Here is a 16,939-nt window from a genome sequence, read left to right on the forward strand (position 1 = left end):
GATCATTACGTTTGAAATAGACCCCACTAATGTTACAATGGTGAACTACGTTCATACGAATGATTGAAAGGAAGGCGGTACGCATGAATCTCTATCATATTCAGTCCAACGTGCACGGAATCAACAGAGTAGCATCATTTTTGGAAGACAATTACATTGGAATCGCTTGGTCAGGTACAGGAGATCTGGAGCACACGCCCCCTGAGCGATGGAAGGAACAACTGGTTCAGAACGATCGCTTGGATGAGTCGGAATTGGCAGGTACACTTGCGACACTACATACGTTTGTTAACCTCATGCAGGATGGAGATTATGTCTTAATTAGCGATGATGAATGGACGTATGTCGGGGATATCGGGGATTATTACTACGACGATTCCGCTGGTTCTGAAGAGGACTTGATCTGTCACCGACGCGGAGTTACATGGCTGGGGCGCATTCCTCTCGCTGAGCTGAACGACAAAGTGCAGGCACTGCAAAATGACTCATCCATCCTTGCGAAGTTTGAGTATCCCATATCACAAGCACAGCTGGATCGCGGACTTGCAGTCAGCGTAGCGGCTGAAGCAACCAACCCACCCTCAACGAGGGTAGATGAAGCCACGATTCAAACAGCTCTCCATGTGCTAAGAGAAGCGTTACACAGTGAAGAAGAAGAGCTGCGAATTCGTGCGGCTACAGCCATTTTACAGTTTGCAAAACAATAGAACGATGCATAATGATAAAGAATTGTAGTGACTAACAGCGACCGGAAGGTTGTTCTGTCATCGGAGTGTCCAGTGTAAATATTCGTTAGTTCATTTTAACTAGCCCTGAGATCTGTTCATTCACATTCACATGACTTCGTCCACCGTGGTAACAAATCACAGATGAAATGTCGAGTTCCATATACTTTTTCAAGGAGCAACGAGCCGTCTCGATATCCAGTGTAGTAGGGCCATGAACGCCCCCGAGTATGCCGTCGACACTGTACATTGAATCTCCAGCGATGAGCGTCTTGCTACCCATCAAATAAAGGCTGATATGACCTGGCGTATGACCAGGTGTATGAATAACGCGAATGCCGCCGCAAAACGGCAGTTCCTGACCATCGATTACCGTTTCATCAACTTTGCCCTTTGGAGGGTACTCAAGGTGAGCGTCTTTGAGAAGAGGGAGCTGCCCCTCAATATACGGCTTATCCAGTTCATGTGCATATACCCTGACATGATCACCACACTCCTGCAAAATCTCTGGAAGACAGCCGATATGGTCCATATCCTGATGTGTCAAAATCACTGCATTAAGTTGGCCAATCGGCACGCCTACCTTTTCGAGTTCAGTACATAAATCGTCATATTGTCCTGGGAAACCGGCATCGATTAACACAGCCATTTCTTCATCCCATATCAGAACAGGGTGAATCAAATTCCCCTCAAAATCAAGCTGAAGCATTTCTATTTCTTTTGAAATTTCCATCGTATCAGACCTCCAAGAGTTGAACTTCATATCTATCGTTTCTCATTGCATTTCTTATGTAAACGAATAGTGACGGCGATAAGATACGCTCGGGTACTTATAGAAATATTCAATGAATGAGGGAATTGACGCTTGCTGTTGGGAATGATAATTTATATATATCAATAAAACCAATAAGTCCAATAAGATAAAGGGGGTATGTGGGATGACACATATCGTGCGTGCAGCAGCTGAGGATATTCGAAGCGAGGATTCACTGCAATTGATTAAGGAACTGAGTGAAGAACTCGGTTTGTTATATGGCGGTGATGGAACAGCGGGATTTCAACTGTCAGACGTTGAAGTGCCACGGGCGGCCTTTATCGTTGCCAGAATCGATGGGTATCCGGTTGGTTGCGGAGCACTTAGACCCCTTGATGAAACATCTGTTGAGGTTAAACGCATGTATACTCGCAGTGGTTACCGTCGTAAGGGGATTGCGCAGGCTATTTTGGCCGAGGCGGATCGTCTTGCAAGCGAACTTGGTTATACCAATCTCAAACTGCAAACAGGTCCCCTTCAGCCGGAAGCAGCAGCGCTGTATGAGCGCGTAGGGTATTATCGAATCCCTATTTTTAGTGGAAATTGGGACAGAGTGTTGGCCTACCAGAAAGATCTGGTGCATGAAAAAGTATAATTCTGCAAACGAGTCACAGCTTCCATTTCACTGAATGGAAAGAGGACAAGAAAAGTCGCCTATGGGCGACTTTTTTTGCGTTTGCACTTTCTAATCTCTCTAAAGGAATAGACCCAAGATTTTAATTCTTTGCGGAATGAAGGATCGAAGGGTCTTGATGTTGGACCCCCCACTCACATAGTCCTTCCAAAACGGGCAAAAGCGTCTCAGCTTTCGCGGTCAGTCGGTACTCCACTTTAGGAGGGACTTGAGGGTACTCTTTCCGTTCCACCATACCATCTGCTTCCAATTCTTTGAGCTGTGAACTTAGCGTTTTATACGTGATGGCGCCGATTTGTCTTTTCAGTTCATTGAAGCGGACAGGCTGGTTATCAGCCAGAAGATACATAATCACCATTTTCCATTTGCCACCAATAACGGACAACGTGTATCCAAAAGGGGTATCTTGAATGTTTTTAACTTTACCGTGGTATTCAGCCATACTCATCATTCACACTATCCTTCCGGGTAGTACCTATCCTAAAAGACCGTACTATTTATTTGTTTGGGCTCAGTTTATACTAACCTTACTTTGAAGTAAAGGGGATTTACGATGACTCAAAATACAATACGTCTGCTTATGCCACAATGGCAAGGTGGAGATAATCCTAACTACTCTTTTGGAGCGGAGCTGCTTGCATGGCTTGCACCTGATAATGATCAACCTCTTATTCATGTTCCTGTTGAGGCTTATGATGGAACATCTCTGGTAAGCGAGAACGGGATAAAAGGCAGAGCACAGCTACTTCAGCAATTGCATGCTGCTCAGCATATCATTCAAGCTCACCAACCTGATCGCATTGTCATGTTTGGCGGTGACTGTTTGGTTGAACAAGCCCCGTTTGCTTATTTAAATGAACGGTATGGCGGAGAACTTGGTTTGATATGGATTGATGCACACGGTGACTTGGTTAAATACGCGGGTTATGACAATGGTCATACATTGCCGCTCGGTAATCTTCTTGGAGAAGGAGATCCGGAGTTTGCCAAACATGTGAAAGTCCATTTGAAGCCTGAACATGTCTTCATGGCCGGGTTGACAACCCCCACGGAACAGGAAACCGAAGTGATTCAAAGATTGGGTATCCGAACGGCTGGAACTGAAGAATTAACTCATGGCATGGATTCGATTAAGAAGTGGATTACAGAAAACGGTATCAAACATCTGGCAATTCATCTTGATCTGGATGTGCTTGATCCCAACATGTTCCGTTCATTGTTATTCGCCAAACCAGGGGAACCTTATGTGTTTTCACCAGCGGGAACCATGCAATTACCTCACTTGCTTCATCTGATCAAAGAACTGTCTGAAGAAACAGATGTAGTTGGATTAGGGATAACTGAACATCTGCCGTGGGATGCCATTAACTTGAAAAATTTGCTTGGAGAAATACCTATCCTGAACCAGTGATGTAGGTTATAAGTCGCCAGAATATATCAGAATACTGATATAAGGAGTCAAAATATAGGAAGATTACAGATAGAAATATCAATATTATTGTATGGGTGGTTCGACGAGAATCAGAAATTAAACAAACTGAGGAGAGTACACCCAGATGGTCACGTTATTGTTAATTATTATCTATCTCGCATTTATAGGGCTGGGATTGCCAGATGCTTTACTTGGCAGTGCCTGGTCCGTTATGAAAAACGATATACATGCGACAACGGAAATGGCAGGTTACATATCGTTAATGATTTCTTTTAGTACAGTCGTGTCCAGTCTCCTAGCCAGCCGATTGTTACACCGATTCGGAACAGGTAAAGTCACATTATTCAGCATCCTCTCAACAACGATCGCGCTGTTGGGGTTCTCGATCTCTGAGAATTTTGTATTCTTGCTGATTCTGGCGATCCCTCTCGGTCTGGGTGCAGGTTCGGTGGATGCGGCACTAAGTAATTATGTAGCATTGCATTTCAAGGCCAAGCATATGAACTGGTTGCATTGTTTCTGGGGAATTGGCGCAGTTACAGGCCCACTTTTTATGGCATATTGGCTGAATCAAGCAAACAACTGGCGTGCGGGATATGTTACTGTGGGGTTGATTTTGCTTGGGATTGCGGTGATCTTATTGTCAACGTTGTCTCTGTGGAAGATCTTCGAGAAGGGAAGAGTAGAGGAGTCAGGCGATGAGAAGAAACGGGTAAGCAACCATGAGGCTATACGTATCCCAGGCGTGAAAATGTCGATGCTGGCCATGCTTTGTTACAATGGCTCCGAAACTGCAGCCGGTCTGTGGATGGCTTCATTCTTCATCGGAAGCAAAGGCGTTTCTCCAGGTACTGCCGCAGCACTATCCTCCCTATTTTTCATTGGCATTATCTTGGGACGCGTAATCTCAGGTTTTCTATCGACTCATGTATCCAGCAAAAATCTCATCAGATATGGTGGAATCGTTGGATGCTTCGGATTGGTTCTCCTGGTTATGCCGATTCCTTATTGGATTGCCGCCGGGGCTTTATTTATCGTGGGATTGGGCGGAGCACCGATCTATCCAAGCATCGTTCATGCGACACCGGAACGCTTCGGAGAGAAAGCTTCCCCAAGTGTAATTGGACTTGAAATGGCTAGTGCCTATACAGGCTCAACACTGATCCCGTTAGGTATGGGGCTCCTAGCCAGCCAATGGGGAATGTCCATGGTACCCCTGATCCTGCTGATTCTGTTCAGTGTCATGTTCGCGGCTACAGAGCTGGTTAACAGAAGCAATAAGGCTACGCGTCTGACCATCTAGCTCTTGCTATGGGTCATTTAGGCTCTGCCACTATACAACAAAGGAACAACCATCGCTGGTTGTTCCTTTTGGTGTGTGGACTTTTTATAAGAAGATCAGTAACAATGTACCTGCTACAAAACAGTAATACGAAAAGTATTTCAGGTTGCCTTTGGCCATAATGCCCATAAACCATCTCATGGAGAAATAGGTGACGAAGAGCGTCGTGATGAATGCAATCAGATAAGGGATCGCCAGCTGTGATCGATTCGGATCATTGGCGATGTCGGATACCCCCATGATGAGTCCACCAATACTTATGGGAATGTACAGCATAAAGGAGAACTTCAAAGCTGTTTCCTGTTTCATGCCGACAGCGATGGACGCAATTACAGTTGCTCCTGAACGGCTAATTCCTGGAATAAGAGCGACCGCCTGAGCCAGACCTACCAACAATGCATCTTTCGTAGACAGATCGCCATCTTGCTTACGACCACGAAGATTACGAATCAACCATAAGGCAACCCCGGTGATCAATAGCGCGATGGAAACGGTATATACGGACGAGAAGATTTCTTCAATCCGATCCTTGAACAGGACCGCAACGACTGCCGCAGGGATCGTACCAATAATTATGTATAAGCAAAACATGAAGTCTGCTCGATATTCTTCTTTACGAGTACGCAGGTAACCAAGAGCACCAATAATCAACTTTTTGATATCTTCCCGGAAAATAAAAATAATAGCGATAAGCGATGCCGTGTTTGTTAGAATTTCAAATGACAATCCATTCTGCTTGATGCCCATGAGTTTCTGAGCGATGATCAGATGACCACTTGAGGAGACGGGAATTGGCTCCGTTGCCCCTTGAACAATACCTAAAAACAAATACTTTAACCACAATATAATCTCTTCCATGTTGTCCTCCTTGAATACGTTTCATTGGCTTTCCAATGATCTCTCTTTTTAATAAAAGTGACTTGTCTACTCTATTGATGATAGCTGTTTAACTTGGTGACTTGCAAGTTAGAGTTCTTAGAGGGGGTGAAATAAACATAGCTTGTCAAATCCTGCATAGCATGATATCGTTGATAACGATTATCAATATCAACGAAGAGGTGGGTTTATTTTGCATAAACAGAGAAAAGCAATATGGATCATGATGGCGCTCATATTCCTGCTTGTACTTAGTGCATGTGGTCAGGCTGCCACGACGAATAGTGCAACCGGGGACAGCACGAATACAGCTGGAGAGACAGAAACAAATACTGATTCGGATTCATCTTCTTCCCCTGATCAAGCGGCAACTGGCAAAGAGGAACTCGTTACATATCAATCGGATGCAGGCGAAGTACAGGTACCTAAGAATCCTAAGCGTATCGTTGATTTGACATCATTCTCGACGGGGTACTTTGTTGCTCTGGATGCACCGGTCGTTGGCGCTTTATCAGGTGCGATGAACAACAAGTATATCAAGGAACAACTTGAAGCAGCGGGCACCAGCGATCTGGGTGAAGAGCCTACCCCGGAAAAGCTGATCAGCTTAAAGCCTGACCTCTTTATCGTGTACACTGGCACAGAGGGCATCGATAAGCTGGAGCAGATTGCACCTGTCGTACAGATTACATTTGGTAAGCGCGATTTCAAAGATCTGATGCTCGAAATGGGTAAGCTCACCAATAGAGAAGACGCAGCTGAAGCTTGGAATGCGCAATGGGAAGCGAAGATCAACGAACTGAAGCCTAAGGTTCAGGAAGCTGTAGGCGATCGCACGGTTTCCATCTTGAATCCGTACGCCAAAGGATTATTTGTATTCGGTCATAACTATGGTCGAGGCGGTGAAATTATTTATGGGGAGTTTGGTCTCAAAGCACCAGCCAAGGCCCAAGCTGAAGCAATTGACAGCGGAACTGGATGGGCTTCGATCTCCATGGAACTATTACCGGAGTATTCGGGTGATATCATCTTCACCAGCCCGTGGTCGGGAGATACAACCGATCCCAAGATCGTGTATGATAATGCACTATGGAAGAACTTGCCTGCGGTGAAGGCCAATCATGTGTTCCAGCTTGACCCCACTTCGGATTCGTACAACGATCCGTTAACATTGGAAGGTCAGCTGCAGTTTATTTCTGACAGCCTGCTTTCGGCGAAGTAATATAAGACTGCATAGATGGTAGTACGGAGCATTTCCAAGCGTCGTTACAAGACGGGGAATGCTCTTTTTTATGAGTGAGTTATTTTATATAGGTCGATCAAGGATGGATTTTGACCAATTTAATTAAGCTTGATACAATAAGATAACGGTAGACGAATATTTAAAATCAAGTGGGGTGATCTAGCTTGCAACAAAAAAGTGAACGTTTGAATGTATGGTTGTCTTTGTCTAACATTCATACCAATCTGAACGAGAAGTTGGAACAAGCCCTTCTTCAAGAATATAACTTATCTTTGAAGGAATTTTATGTTTTAAACTTTATATTTAATGCCGAGGGTAAGGAATTACGCCTACAGCAACTACAAGAACTGGTGGGGTTGAGCCAAAGTGCTACATCCAGGCTTGTCGTAAGGATGGAAGCCAAAGATTGTGGCGCTCTGGAAAGACATGCATGTGAAGATGATCGGCGTGGTATTTACACTCGTATTACGGAGCTTGGAGAGAGTAAATACAAGAAAGCACTTCAAACGTTTAATCAGGTCTTGCAAACCAAATTGGAACAGGATGGATTTGAGACTCGATTAGAGAACCTCACGAAAGAATTGTTCTAAGGCTAGGGTGAATATAGGGTAATGTATTAATTTACCCTATAGGAAGACTTGACACTCATTCATATATCCGTTAAATTAAATGCATGCGCATGCTTTTATTGTAGATGTGGTGATTTATTTATAAGGAGGCATTGAATATGAAGGTGTTCGTCGTGGGATCAAATGGACAAATTGGTCAACAGCTTATCCAGCTTCTGAAGAATAGTGAAGAGCACACCGTACTTGCCATGGTACGAAAACAAGAGCAGGCAGACAAATTGTCAGCACAGGGTGTGGATACGGTGCTTGCCGACTTGGAAGGTACGGTTGATTCGATTGCAAATGCTGCAATGGGTTGTGATGCAATCGTATTTGCAGCCGGCTCTGGCGGTACAACAGGGCATGACAAAACACTCCTGATTGATCTGGATGGTGCCGGGAAAACCATTGAAGCGGCTCAAAAAGCAGGTATTGATCGATTTATCATGGTCAGTGCAATCCAGGCCAATAACCGTGCAAACTGGCATGATAACATCCTGCCGTACTATGCAGCGAAGCATTATGCTGACAAAGTGTTGGAACTCAGCGGATTAACCTACACGATTATCCGTCCAGGCATTTTGAAGAATGAACCAGGAACCGGGAAAATATCTGCTGCTGAGAATATCACATCCGGTAACATTGCTCGTGAAGACGTAGCTCAGGTGATTATGGCAAGTTTGAGTGAGAAGAATACCTATAATCGTTCATTTGATCTAATCGCTGGTGAGATTGCAATACCTGAGGCACTGAGTAGACTCTGATCCAGAATGAAAGATTTTACAATATCAGTAGAGTTAAGAGAGGACTATAAATGATGGGATTCATGCTTTTGTCCTTCATATTAGTTTTTTACATCGCTGTTCGTCCATTTTGGCCGCTAGCTAATCTTAAACATATAGATTATCAAGAATTTCTCAGACAACAGAGTGATTTTCGGCAATATAAGGTGATTGATATCCGAGATGCAACAGATTATTTGGCTGATCCTACTCCGGATACCATTAACATCTCACTGGGACGTCTTGCTTTTACATGGGAAAAATACCTTCTACGAGAAGATAACGTTATTATTATGTCTCCTGGTATACTCCAATCCAAAAAGGCTGCACGTATATTGAGAAAGCGTGGGTTTAAATGTCTTTATGTGATGAAGTACAAGGTTGATGTGATTTCATGAAATATACAGGAATATTAATTATCGAAACTTTGATGCTTGCGCATGCATTATAATTAGTTTGCTATATGAAAAGGGGAGTTTATTTTGCTGACAGATTTGTTTAGTCCATATTCTTTTAAAGGTTTAGAGCTTAAAAACCGGGTTGTAATGGCTCCAATGTGCCAATATTCAGTGGATCAAAAAGATGGTATAGCAACAGATTGGCATTATATGCACTACGTTAGTCGTGCTGTGGGAGGAACAGGTCTCATCATCATTGAAATGACAGATGTGGAGCCGGATGGCCGCATTTCAGACTTTGATCTTGGACTATGGTCGGATGAACAGATCCCGGCTCTGAAGCGGATCGTCGATGCGTGTCACAGTTATGGTGCCAAGGTCGCTATCCAGATTGCTCATGCAGGTCGCAAAGCAGAAGATGCTGAGGTTCCAGTAGCTCCGTCCGCGATCGCCTTTGATGAGAATTCCAAGCAACCTAGAGCGCTCACAACGGATGAGGTTAAAGGAATGGTTGAAAAATTCCGGAGTGCTATAGCTCGTGCTGTAAAAGCGGGATTTGATGCGATTGAGATTCATGGTGCACATGGTTATTTGATTCATCAATTCCACTCTCCACTAACAAACAAGCGCGAAGACGAATATGGTCAAGATTTAACGTTATTTGGCCGGCAGATCATTCAGGCTGCGAAGGCAGAGATGCCCAAAGACATGCCCTTGTTGATGCGTATCTCCGCAAAAGAATATGTAGAAGGTGGCTATGGAATTAACGAAAGTTCCGAGTTTGCCAAAGCATATCAAGAGGCAGGCGTTGATGTATTTGACATCTCATCTGGCGGTGAGGGCCCTATTGCTGCATGGGGCAGACCAGGAACTCATGCGGCATATCAAGTGCCTCTCGCTAAAGCAATCAAAGAGACTCTTGATGTGCCCGTGATTGCTGTTGGAAGACTCGATGATCCTACGTTGGCGAACGCAGTCATCGGAAATGAAGAAGCTGATCTCGTTGCAGTGGGCAGAGGTCTGTTAAGAAATCCTTACTGGGCCTTGGAAGCTGCGTCTGCTTTGCGTAAGGCAACGGACGTTCCAAAACAATATACGACTGGTTTTTAATGTATTAACAATTTTATGTTAATGATTTAACGATCTTCATTAATACATGATTAAGAAAGGACTCCTCTGACAAAACAGAAGGAGTCCTTTTTGTGGTTAAACTAGATGAGGTAAAGGAACGATATTAACCAGTAACCAGTCAAGAGATGGTAGTCGTTTCATCCGCTCTGCCTCTCAAGCGTTTAATATCTTCTCTGGGCGGATATCCGAACATGCGAGAATATTCACGACTGAATTGGGAAGGGCTCTCGTAACCTACCTGAAATGCTACATCTGCTGCATCGGTGGACTTGGATAATAACAAGCGCCGAGCTTCTTGCAGCCTCAGTTGTTTTTGAAACTGAATTGGACTCATGGCAGTCACTTCTTTAAAGTGTCTGTGCAGCGAAGCAGTACTCATATTCGCCAAATCTGCCAGATCCTCAACCCGAAAATTTTGATCAGAGTGATTCATAATATATTCGATAACGTCTCTGATGCGATAGGTGTGGCTGCCCTCCATGGTAGCTTGCTCCAGGGCAATCCCATGGGGTCCCTTCAGAACTTTATAGAGAATTTCCTTTTTGAACAAAGGAGCGAGTAGTGGAATATCTTCTGACTGATCTTCCAACAAACGGGCTAACCTGACGACTGCATCCAGCAGAGACGGCTCAGCTTGGCTGACAAACATCGCTCTTCTTGTCGTTTGCCGCGGCCTTGCTGGGAAATCGGAATGGTTCAATACCTCCAGAATCTCACTGGATGTGAATTCAAGTTTCAGGGCCAAATAGGGAGCCTCAGAGGAGGCTTGAATCACTTGTCCACTAACCGGCAAGTCAACGGTTGCCACGATATAACTTCCTGGACCATATCGGAAACGATCCTGTCCCAGCAGGACCTCTTTCTCACCCTGAAGGATGATGCAGAAGGAAGGTTCATTCACTCTAAATATAGGTTCAGTAACGATCGATTCACGGATTAGAAATAATGAAGGGATCGCAGTTGAGTGCACTCCATCCTTGTTGGAATAACGGTCAATGCGTCTGGCTAATTCGACCTGATGTTCATGTATTCGATCAGACATACATAGTTCTCCTTTTTCGATACAACATAATAAGTTACATTCTATCGTATTTAGACTCTAGGCGGTAGAAAACGGATAGGAATAGGCAAACATTTGATGTGAATGGATAAGACATGGTGATAGCTGGCGCATATTCACAAGTACACAGGTCATGATATACAACAAGTACACAAGTTATACACTTACGGATTAGCTAATACATGATCAGATAAGAATGAAAAGAGGTATCTCTGTACATTTTATTTACTGATCGTTCCCAATGTGTTAGATTGATTTTGGGAGGGAAGTCGAATGGCTAGAAGTAAAGAGTTTGAAGTGAACGAAGTATTGGATAAAGCAATGAAGATCTTCTGGGAACAAGGTTACGAGAAGACGTCGATGAGTGACCTGGTTGAGCATATGGGCATTCATCGCAGAAGTATATATGATACGTTCGACGATAAACATACGCTGTTTTTGCAGGCTATGGATCGCTATAAAGGGAAGATCAGCACGACATTACTTTCAGAAATTAAAGCGTCCAAGACGGCAGTGGAAGCACTGCATAAAATTTTCGATGTTATGATCAGTGAAGCAGAGGATACACCATCGGGTTGCCTGATCGTAAACTCGGCGGTAGAGCTGGGCACACGTGATTCGGATGTAGATACCCGATCTCTTGAATCCTTTAACGACACAGAGCGGATGTTCGAGCAGATTATTCAATGGGGACAGCGTGATGGAGAATTCGCTTCAGACCATGATGCGAAGGAAATGGCTGAGTACCTGCACAATATTTCCGTCGGCATAAGAGCAATGGGAAGAACTTCAATGGATAAAGAAAAATTAAACCGGATTATCGATGTATCGATAAAACTTTTGGAGAAATGATGAGCAGAGACGTACCACAAAAAAGCAGCTTGAAATCCGTCAATGGACTTCAAGCTGCTTTTTTGTGCGCCAATTTTTTAGAAGAAAAAGCATAAGCCATCAATTGGTGATGGCATTTTCTATCGGTTTAATTTTGTGAATCTCTTCGGTTCCAGCTTCCAAAGCCGTTTCGTAGTAGGAGCATTTGTGCTCAATGACTTCCATGGTTCTTCTTAATTCCTCCATTTGTGCTTCCACAATCGCTTTTCGCTCCGTAAACATGTCATATCTTTGCTTCAGCGTGGAGTCCCCTTCAGAGCACCATTCAATGAAGTCCTTAATGTCTCTAATAGGCATTCCCGTTAGTTTCAGGCATTGAATGATCTTTAGAAAATCAATGTCGGAGTCTTTGAACAAGCGTGTTCCGCTCGTGGTACGTTCCACAAAAGGCATGAGTCCTTCCTTATCGTAATAACGCAAAGTATATACCGTAAGGTCTAATTTTTTGGCAACTTCACCGATTGAATAGGTCATTTAGAATGAATTCCTTTCTACATGGGGTAGACTTCGAGTTAACTCTAGGATTGATCCGAGTGAATTCTACCATGCTGTATAACTGCATGTCAAAGTGCAGCGAAGATAAAAAAATAAGATAAACATTTGACCTAGAGTTAACTAGAGGGGGTAAGATTATTTTGAACTTTAAATTACTAGGAGGTCATCCCATTGATTATAGCTAAAGCCAGAGCCGTTGACGGACCAGACCAACAATTCAGAAGTGCTGAAATTAAACGACGTGATCTGGATACCAATGATGTATTGATCGAGATTAAATATGCGGGTATCTGCCATTCTGACATCCACACTGCCCACGGTGAATGGGGTCCTGTGAATTATCCACTCGTTCCTGGACACGAGATTGCCGGCATTATAACCGATGTAGGAACAGGAGTCTCCAAATACAAAGTCGGTGACCGAGTAGGAGTCGGTTGTATGGTTGACTCTTGTGGTGAATGTGTTAACTGTCGCAAAGGTGAAGAGCAATACTGTCTCAAAGGAAATATTCAAACTTACGCTGGCGTAGACAAATACGGTGAGCCTACGCAAGGTGGATATTCAACTCACATTGTTGTCGTAGAGGATTTCGTCGTTCGCATCCCTGATAACATTGCACTTGATGCTGCTGCACCTTTGCTGTGTGCCGGTATTACGACATATTCACCACTTCATCACTGGGGAGCTGGCCCAGGTAAGAAGGTTGCCGTTGTAGGTATGGGTGGTCTAGGTCATATGGCTGTCAAAATTGCACATGCGATGGGCGCGGAAGTAACGGTTCTCTCCCAATCCTTGAGCAAAAAAGAAGATGGACTGCAATTTGGTGCAGATCACTACTTTGCCACAAGTGAACCGGAAACATTCGAGAAACTTGCAGGCACCTTTGATCTGATGATTAACACAGTAAGTGCGAATATTGACATTAACGCTTATTTCTCACTGCTCACACTGGATGGTACACTCGTGAACGTGGGTGCTCCTGCAGAGCCTCTAGCTGTTAACGTATTTTCTCTTATCGGCCATCGCCGTTCATTCGCAGGATCCATGATTGGTGGCATCCGTGAGACGCAGGAAATGCTCGATTTCTGTGCAGAACATGATATTGCGCCTAATATTGAGGTCATCTCCGCTGACCAGATTGACGAAGCTTACAAACGTGTATTGGCTTCCGACGTGAAATATCGCTTTGTTATCGATAACAGCACAATTTAATTGTGAAGTGTGATTATTGATAGTTATAGATAGAAGAAAGCAGCTGCCGATAAGGTCAGCTGCTTTTCTGTTTGTTAATTAAAGGGCCGTTCTATAACCCGCGTTCTTAACGCAACGAACAGAAGATACTTGCGTCTAATAACTAGTTGGAAAAATATGAAAGAGTGGAGTGAAAAAGATGACAGTATCATTTTCACATCAGCCCGAAGGGTACGAATGTCCATTTTGTCGTATTTGGGGTATCGAGCGACCTGATGAGGGAACAAAACAAAGAGATATCATATACCAGAATGAAAAGGTAACGGCATTTATAGCGGGCAAATGGTGGCCAAACAATAAAGGACATGTTCTTATAATTCCTAATCAACATTTCGAGAACATCTTTGAACTCCCCGCGGAGTACGCTGTTGAAATTCATCGCGCGGCTCAGCTTACAGCATTTGCAATGAAAAGTACATATGGATGTGATGGGATTTCGACGCGGCAACATAATGAGCCTGCTGGTAATCAGGATGTATGGCATTATCATCTCCATGTTTACCCGAGATACGTGAATGATCAACTTTATCTGACCAATGGTTCGCAGTCCGATCCAGATGAACGTGCTCTCTATGCGGATAAGTTGCGCTCTTGGATAAAGGATAACATTTAAGGGCAGGTAGGGTTTATGAATTTGATATTCATGATAGAATAAGATTGAATTGGACAAAATATGTAGTAGATTTCTTGTTATAGGGGGAAACAATGGAGACCTTTGCAGAATTTATAGCACGCATCGATAATCCGGAACACCAGGCACGAACGGAAGAAGTTTTGAACTGGATCACTGAAAAATTCCCGAATTTAAAGCAAAAAATAGCCTGGAATCAACCGATGTTTACCGACCATGAGACCTTTATTATTGGCTTTAGTGTATCCAAGCAACACTTGGCTGTCGCTCCCGAGAAGGCAGGAATTATTCGTTTTTCGGAAGAGATCACGCAGGCTGGTTATGATCACACCAAAGAGTTGGTGCGGATGAAGTGGAAACAGGAGATTGATTTTTCGTTACTTGAGAGAATGATTGAGTTCAATATAGCGGATAAGGCAGAATGTTCAACATTTTGGCGTAAATAAATCGCAGTAAAAAAGAAGACCCCAACTTCCGGATACGGAAAGAGGAGGTCTTCTATATTTTAAGCACAAGCGATTATTGAGCACCTACTACGGGGTGAGGTACATAAGGCTCTTCAAGGAATGTTACGTCTTCTGAGGTCAACTTAACGGAAAGAGCACCTACCGCATCTTCCAGATGCGATAATTTGGTGGCACCGATAATGGGAGACGCTACAGTGTCTTTTTGCAGTAACCAGGCAAGAGCAATGTGTGTACGAGGGACACCGTATTTTTCTGCGATGGATGCAACTCGCTCAACAACAAGTCGATCCGCATCGCTTGTCGCATTGTATTTGGATTTCTGTATTTGGTCTGTCTCAGATCGCAGTGTCGATACGGACCAATCACGGGTCAACCTGCCCGAAGCAAGAGGACTGTAGGGAGTCACACCAATCTTTTCTTCTTTGCATAAAGGCAGCATTTCTCGTTCCTCTTCACGGTAGATGAGGTTCAAGTGATTTTGCATGGAGACAAACTTGGTCCAACCATTTTTCTCTGCTACATGCAATGCTTTTTGGAACTGCCATGCAAACATGGCCGAAGCGCCAATATATCTCACTTTACCGGACTTCACCACATCATGTAAGGCTTCCATGGTTTCTTCAATAGGCGTATTGTAGTCCCAACGATGAATGATATACAGATCGACATAATCCGTTTCCAGTCGCTTCAGGCTTTTATCGATCTCACTTAGGATGGCTTTTCTGGAAAGGCCAGAACCGTTTGGTCCTTGATGCATTCGTCCGTGTACTTTGGTTGCAATGACAACCTCATCCCGATTTGCGTAATCTTTCAACGCCCGACCAAGATACTCCTCACTTGTACCCAGAGAATATATATTGGCTGTATCGAAGAAATTAATGCCTAGATCCAGGGCTTTTTTGATCACAGGGCGAGAATTTTCTTCATTTAGTACCCATTCATGAACCCATTTACTGGCGTCCCCAAATCCCATACATCCCAGGCAAAATCGAGATACGTCCAAGCCTGTGTTACCAAGTTTTGTATATTCCATATCATATTCAAATCCTTTCTAATGTTTATTATTGCCACCTGTATGGTGATCTATTTATACATTATTATGTCATATCGAATGAACCAACCTGTACCACATTTCTATCAAAGTTTTGCCTATTCCTATCAGAATCTCTGAATTTTAATCATTTGAATCGGTTGAGGTTCTCATATAAAAAACAAGCCATTCGTTTCTCCGTCGGAGATTCAAATGGCTTGTTCATTAAATATTATTTAATCATTGTTTGATGAATCCAATCACTTATCTTGGTTAATTTAAGATTGGCTTTGATGTTATCCTCCAACTCTTCATACCGGGGAAGAAGATCGGTATGCCCATCGATCCATTGGTACAATCCTTTAAGACCTGCTGCTGTCTCACTTCCCAACAAAGGCTGAATCGCTGCTTCAAAATGATCAAAAGGTAGAGACATGAAGCTGATCTTTTCACCTAATACAGCACTGAATTGTTCCGCTAATTGTTCACCTGTCAGGGCTTCTAATCCGGGTGCTGGGATAATGCTTCCTGCCAGTTCCGAATGAGTCAAGGCATAATAGTGGAATTGAGCTGCATCGTTTAAGCTAATCCAGGAGATCGGCTTGTCTGCTGGTACTGGGTAGGCCAAAACGCCATTGTTCAGTATTCCCGGAATCAGGAAGTTTTCCAAGTATACAATGGGTTCCACAATGATATATGGAAGACCACTTTGCTGCAATTCATGGATAACTTCACGTTTCAATTCAATTCCTTTGGAATGGGTGATAGGGTCAGGAACATAGGTACCCGTGTTAACTACAATCAATTTAACGTTTGCCTGTATAGCAGCATCAATTGCATTTTTGGTATATTGTCTGATCTTTTCTGGTTTGAACTCCACCGGCAGGTTCAGGAATACTTTACTTACACCTTCATGCGCCGTATGGAGCTGTTCCACATCTGATAGATCCCCGATGAAAGCTTCAATGTTTTGTTCCTTTAGTGTTTTGGCTGTTGCCTCATTTCGAGTAATCGTGCGCACCTCACAACCGTGTTGAACGAGTAATTGAGCGACAGCGCCGCCTTGGGAGCCCGATGCTCCATATACTAAAAATCGATCATTCTGTGTCATAGTGGTCAATAACTTCCT

The 16,939-nt window shown here is 43.6% G+C and carries 20 protein-coding genes; 13 read left to right on the forward strand and 7 right to left on the reverse strand.

Features of this window, described 5'->3' with window-relative positions:
- Positions 1-83: 83 nt before the first annotated feature.
- Positions 84-707: a hypothetical protein gene (locus OM416_RS00365; RefSeq protein ID WP_264926058.1), complete on the forward strand. Its 624-nt coding sequence runs from the start codon at positions 84-86 to the stop codon at positions 705-707.
- Between the two features lie 85 nt (positions 708-792).
- Here the strand turns inward: OM416_RS00365 and OM416_RS00370 are convergent, their stop codons facing one another.
- Complete coding sequence (locus OM416_RS00370; RefSeq protein ID WP_264926060.1) at positions 793-1,458, reverse strand: MBL fold metallo-hydrolase; 666 nt, start codon at positions 1,456-1,458, stop codon at positions 793-795.
- Positions 1,459-1,663: 205 nt separating this feature from the next.
- Here OM416_RS00370 and OM416_RS00375 point away from each other — a divergent pair, with 205 nt between their 5' ends.
- The gene (locus OM416_RS00375; protein WP_264926062.1) at positions 1,664-2,134 is read left to right on the forward strand and encodes a GNAT family N-acetyltransferase; all 471 of its coding nucleotides are present in this window, start codon (positions 1,664-1,666) and stop codon (positions 2,132-2,134) included.
- 121 nt (positions 2,135-2,255) lie between these two features.
- On the opposite strand, the gene OM416_RS00380 is transcribed toward OM416_RS00375, so the two are convergent.
- On the reverse strand, positions 2,256-2,621 hold the full coding sequence (locus OM416_RS00380) for a winged helix-turn-helix transcriptional regulator (protein ID WP_264928743.1): 366 nt from the start codon (positions 2,619-2,621) through the stop codon (positions 2,256-2,258).
- A 105-nt stretch (positions 2,622-2,726) separates the two neighbouring features.
- On the opposite strand from OM416_RS00380, the gene OM416_RS00385 reads away from it, so the two are divergent.
- The gene (locus OM416_RS00385; RefSeq protein WP_264926064.1) at positions 2,727-3,584 is read left to right on the forward strand and encodes an arginase family protein; all 858 of its coding nucleotides are present in this window, start codon (positions 2,727-2,729) and stop codon (positions 3,582-3,584) included.
- 145 nt (positions 3,585-3,729) lie between these two features.
- Positions 3,730-4,908: an MFS transporter gene (locus OM416_RS00390; protein ID WP_264926066.1), complete on the forward strand. Its 1,179-nt coding sequence runs from the start codon at positions 3,730-3,732 to the stop codon at positions 4,906-4,908.
- An 84-nt stretch (positions 4,909-4,992) separates the two neighbouring features.
- Here the strand turns inward: OM416_RS00390 and OM416_RS00395 are convergent, their stop codons facing one another.
- Entirely contained in the window at positions 4,993-5,805 is an 813-nt protein-coding gene (locus OM416_RS00395; protein ID WP_062834346.1) for an undecaprenyl-diphosphate phosphatase, read from the reverse strand.
- 211 nt (positions 5,806-6,016) lie between these two features.
- Between OM416_RS00395 and OM416_RS00400 the strand changes: the two genes are divergently transcribed.
- From OM416_RS00400 to OM416_RS00420, 5 genes are all read left to right on the forward strand, one after another.
- Positions 6,017-7,045, forward strand: coding sequence for an ABC transporter substrate-binding protein (locus OM416_RS00400; protein WP_264926070.1), 1,029 nt, complete (start codon positions 6,017-6,019; stop codon positions 7,043-7,045).
- Between the two features lie 185 nt (positions 7,046-7,230).
- Positions 7,231-7,656, forward strand: a complete 426-nt coding sequence (locus tag OM416_RS00405) for a MarR family winged helix-turn-helix transcriptional regulator (protein WP_264926072.1) — start codon at positions 7,231-7,233, stop codon at positions 7,654-7,656.
- Between the two features lie 137 nt (positions 7,657-7,793).
- The gene (locus OM416_RS00410) at positions 7,794-8,438 is read left to right on the forward strand and encodes an SDR family oxidoreductase (protein ID WP_264926074.1); all 645 of its coding nucleotides are present in this window, start codon (positions 7,794-7,796) and stop codon (positions 8,436-8,438) included.
- Positions 8,439-8,488: 50 nt separating this feature from the next.
- Positions 8,489-8,854 carry a rhodanese-like domain-containing protein gene (locus OM416_RS00415; RefSeq protein WP_264926076.1) on the forward strand — a complete coding sequence of 122 codons (366 nt, stop codon included), beginning with the start codon at positions 8,489-8,491 and terminating at the stop codon, positions 8,852-8,854.
- An 87-nt stretch (positions 8,855-8,941) separates the two neighbouring features.
- Positions 8,942-9,964: an NADH:flavin oxidoreductase/NADH oxidase gene (locus tag OM416_RS00420; RefSeq protein WP_264928745.1), complete on the forward strand. Its 1,023-nt coding sequence runs from the start codon at positions 8,942-8,944 to the stop codon at positions 9,962-9,964.
- 139 nt (positions 9,965-10,103) lie between these two features.
- On the opposite strand, the gene OM416_RS00425 is transcribed toward OM416_RS00420, so the two are convergent.
- On the reverse strand, positions 10,104-11,027 hold the full coding sequence (locus OM416_RS00425; RefSeq protein ID WP_264926078.1) for an AraC family transcriptional regulator: 924 nt from the start codon (positions 11,025-11,027) through the stop codon (positions 10,104-10,106).
- A 291-nt stretch (positions 11,028-11,318) separates the two neighbouring features.
- On the opposite strand from OM416_RS00425, the gene OM416_RS00430 reads away from it, so the two are divergent.
- Positions 11,319-11,897, forward strand: a complete 579-nt coding sequence (locus OM416_RS00430; RefSeq protein ID WP_264926080.1) for a TetR/AcrR family transcriptional regulator — start codon at positions 11,319-11,321, stop codon at positions 11,895-11,897.
- A 99-nt stretch (positions 11,898-11,996) separates the two neighbouring features.
- Here the strand turns inward: OM416_RS00430 and OM416_RS00435 are convergent, their stop codons facing one another.
- Complete coding sequence (locus tag OM416_RS00435) at positions 11,997-12,410, reverse strand: MerR family transcriptional regulator (protein WP_264926082.1); 414 nt, start codon at positions 12,408-12,410, stop codon at positions 11,997-11,999.
- 192 nt (positions 12,411-12,602) lie between these two features.
- Here OM416_RS00435 and OM416_RS00440 point away from each other — a divergent pair, with 192 nt between their 5' ends.
- The 3 genes from OM416_RS00440 (at position 12,603) to OM416_RS00450 (ending at position 14,759) form a co-directional block, all read left to right on the forward strand.
- On the forward strand, positions 12,603-13,643 hold the full coding sequence (locus OM416_RS00440; RefSeq protein ID WP_264926084.1) for an NAD(P)-dependent alcohol dehydrogenase: 1,041 nt from the start codon (positions 12,603-12,605) through the stop codon (positions 13,641-13,643).
- Positions 13,644-13,821: 178 nt separating this feature from the next.
- Positions 13,822-14,295: an HIT family protein gene (locus OM416_RS00445; protein WP_264926086.1), complete on the forward strand. Its 474-nt coding sequence runs from the start codon at positions 13,822-13,824 to the stop codon at positions 14,293-14,295.
- A 92-nt stretch (positions 14,296-14,387) separates the two neighbouring features.
- Complete coding sequence (locus tag OM416_RS00450; protein ID WP_264926087.1) at positions 14,388-14,759, forward strand: iron chaperone; 372 nt, start codon at positions 14,388-14,390, stop codon at positions 14,757-14,759.
- Between the two features lie 73 nt (positions 14,760-14,832).
- Here the strand turns inward: OM416_RS00450 and OM416_RS00455 are convergent, their stop codons facing one another.
- Both OM416_RS00455 and OM416_RS00460 read right to left on the reverse strand, forming a co-directional pair.
- Positions 14,833-15,813, reverse strand: coding sequence for an aldo/keto reductase (locus OM416_RS00455; RefSeq protein ID WP_264926089.1), 981 nt, complete (start codon positions 15,811-15,813; stop codon positions 14,833-14,835).
- A 229-nt stretch (positions 15,814-16,042) separates the two neighbouring features.
- On the reverse strand, positions 16,043-16,921 hold the full coding sequence (locus OM416_RS00460) for an SDR family oxidoreductase (RefSeq protein WP_264926091.1): 879 nt from the start codon (positions 16,919-16,921) through the stop codon (positions 16,043-16,045).
- Positions 16,922-16,939 lie beyond the last annotated feature (18 nt).

The organism is Paenibacillus sp. LS1 (assembly GCF_026013365.1).
In the GTDB taxonomy this organism is placed as follows: domain Bacteria; phylum Bacillota; class Bacilli; order Paenibacillales; family Paenibacillaceae; genus Paenibacillus.

Excerpts from the sequence above, each read along its gene's own strand:
- OM416_RS00385 (WP_264926064.1), top strand. The coding sequence starts at position 2,727 with ATGACTCAAAATACAATACGTCTGCTTATGCCACAATGGCAAGGTGGA.
- OM416_RS00370 (WP_264926060.1), bottom strand. The coding sequence starts at position 1,458 with ATGGAAATTTCAAAAGAAATAGAAATGCTTCAGCTTGATTTTGAGGGG.
- OM416_RS00380 (WP_264928743.1), bottom strand. The coding sequence starts at position 2,621 with ATGAGTATGGCTGAATACCACGGTAAAGTTAAAAACATTCAAGATACC.
- OM416_RS00425 (WP_264926078.1), bottom strand. The coding sequence starts at position 11,027 with ATGTCTGATCGAATACATGAACATCAGGTCGAATTAGCCAGACGCATT.
- OM416_RS00460 (WP_264926091.1), bottom strand. The coding sequence starts at position 16,921 with ATGACACAGAATGATCGATTTTTAGTATATGGAGCATCGGGCTCCCAA.
- OM416_RS00445 (WP_264926086.1), top strand. The coding sequence starts at position 13,822 with ATGACAGTATCATTTTCACATCAGCCCGAAGGGTACGAATGTCCATTT.
- OM416_RS00365 (WP_264926058.1), top strand. The coding sequence starts at position 84 with ATGAATCTCTATCATATTCAGTCCAACGTGCACGGAATCAACAGAGTA.
- OM416_RS00410 (WP_264926074.1), top strand. The coding sequence starts at position 7,794 with ATGAAGGTGTTCGTCGTGGGATCAAATGGACAAATTGGTCAACAGCTT.
- OM416_RS00430 (WP_264926080.1), top strand. The coding sequence starts at position 11,319 with ATGGCTAGAAGTAAAGAGTTTGAAGTGAACGAAGTATTGGATAAAGCA.
- OM416_RS00435 (WP_264926082.1), bottom strand. The coding sequence starts at position 12,410 with ATGACCTATTCAATCGGTGAAGTTGCCAAAAAATTAGACCTTACGGTA.
- OM416_RS00450 (WP_264926087.1), top strand. The coding sequence starts at position 14,388 with ATGGAGACCTTTGCAGAATTTATAGCACGCATCGATAATCCGGAACAC.
- OM416_RS00375 (WP_264926062.1), top strand. The coding sequence starts at position 1,664 with ATGACACATATCGTGCGTGCAGCAGCTGAGGATATTCGAAGCGAGGAT.
- OM416_RS00455 (WP_264926089.1), bottom strand. The coding sequence starts at position 15,813 with ATGGAATATACAAAACTTGGTAACACAGGCTTGGACGTATCTCGATTT.
- OM416_RS00390 (WP_264926066.1), top strand. The coding sequence starts at position 3,730 with ATGGTCACGTTATTGTTAATTATTATCTATCTCGCATTTATAGGGCTG.
- OM416_RS00415 (WP_264926076.1), top strand. The coding sequence starts at position 8,489 with ATGATGGGATTCATGCTTTTGTCCTTCATATTAGTTTTTTACATCGCT.
- OM416_RS00395 (WP_062834346.1), bottom strand. The coding sequence starts at position 5,805 with ATGGAAGAGATTATATTGTGGTTAAAGTATTTGTTTTTAGGTATTGTT.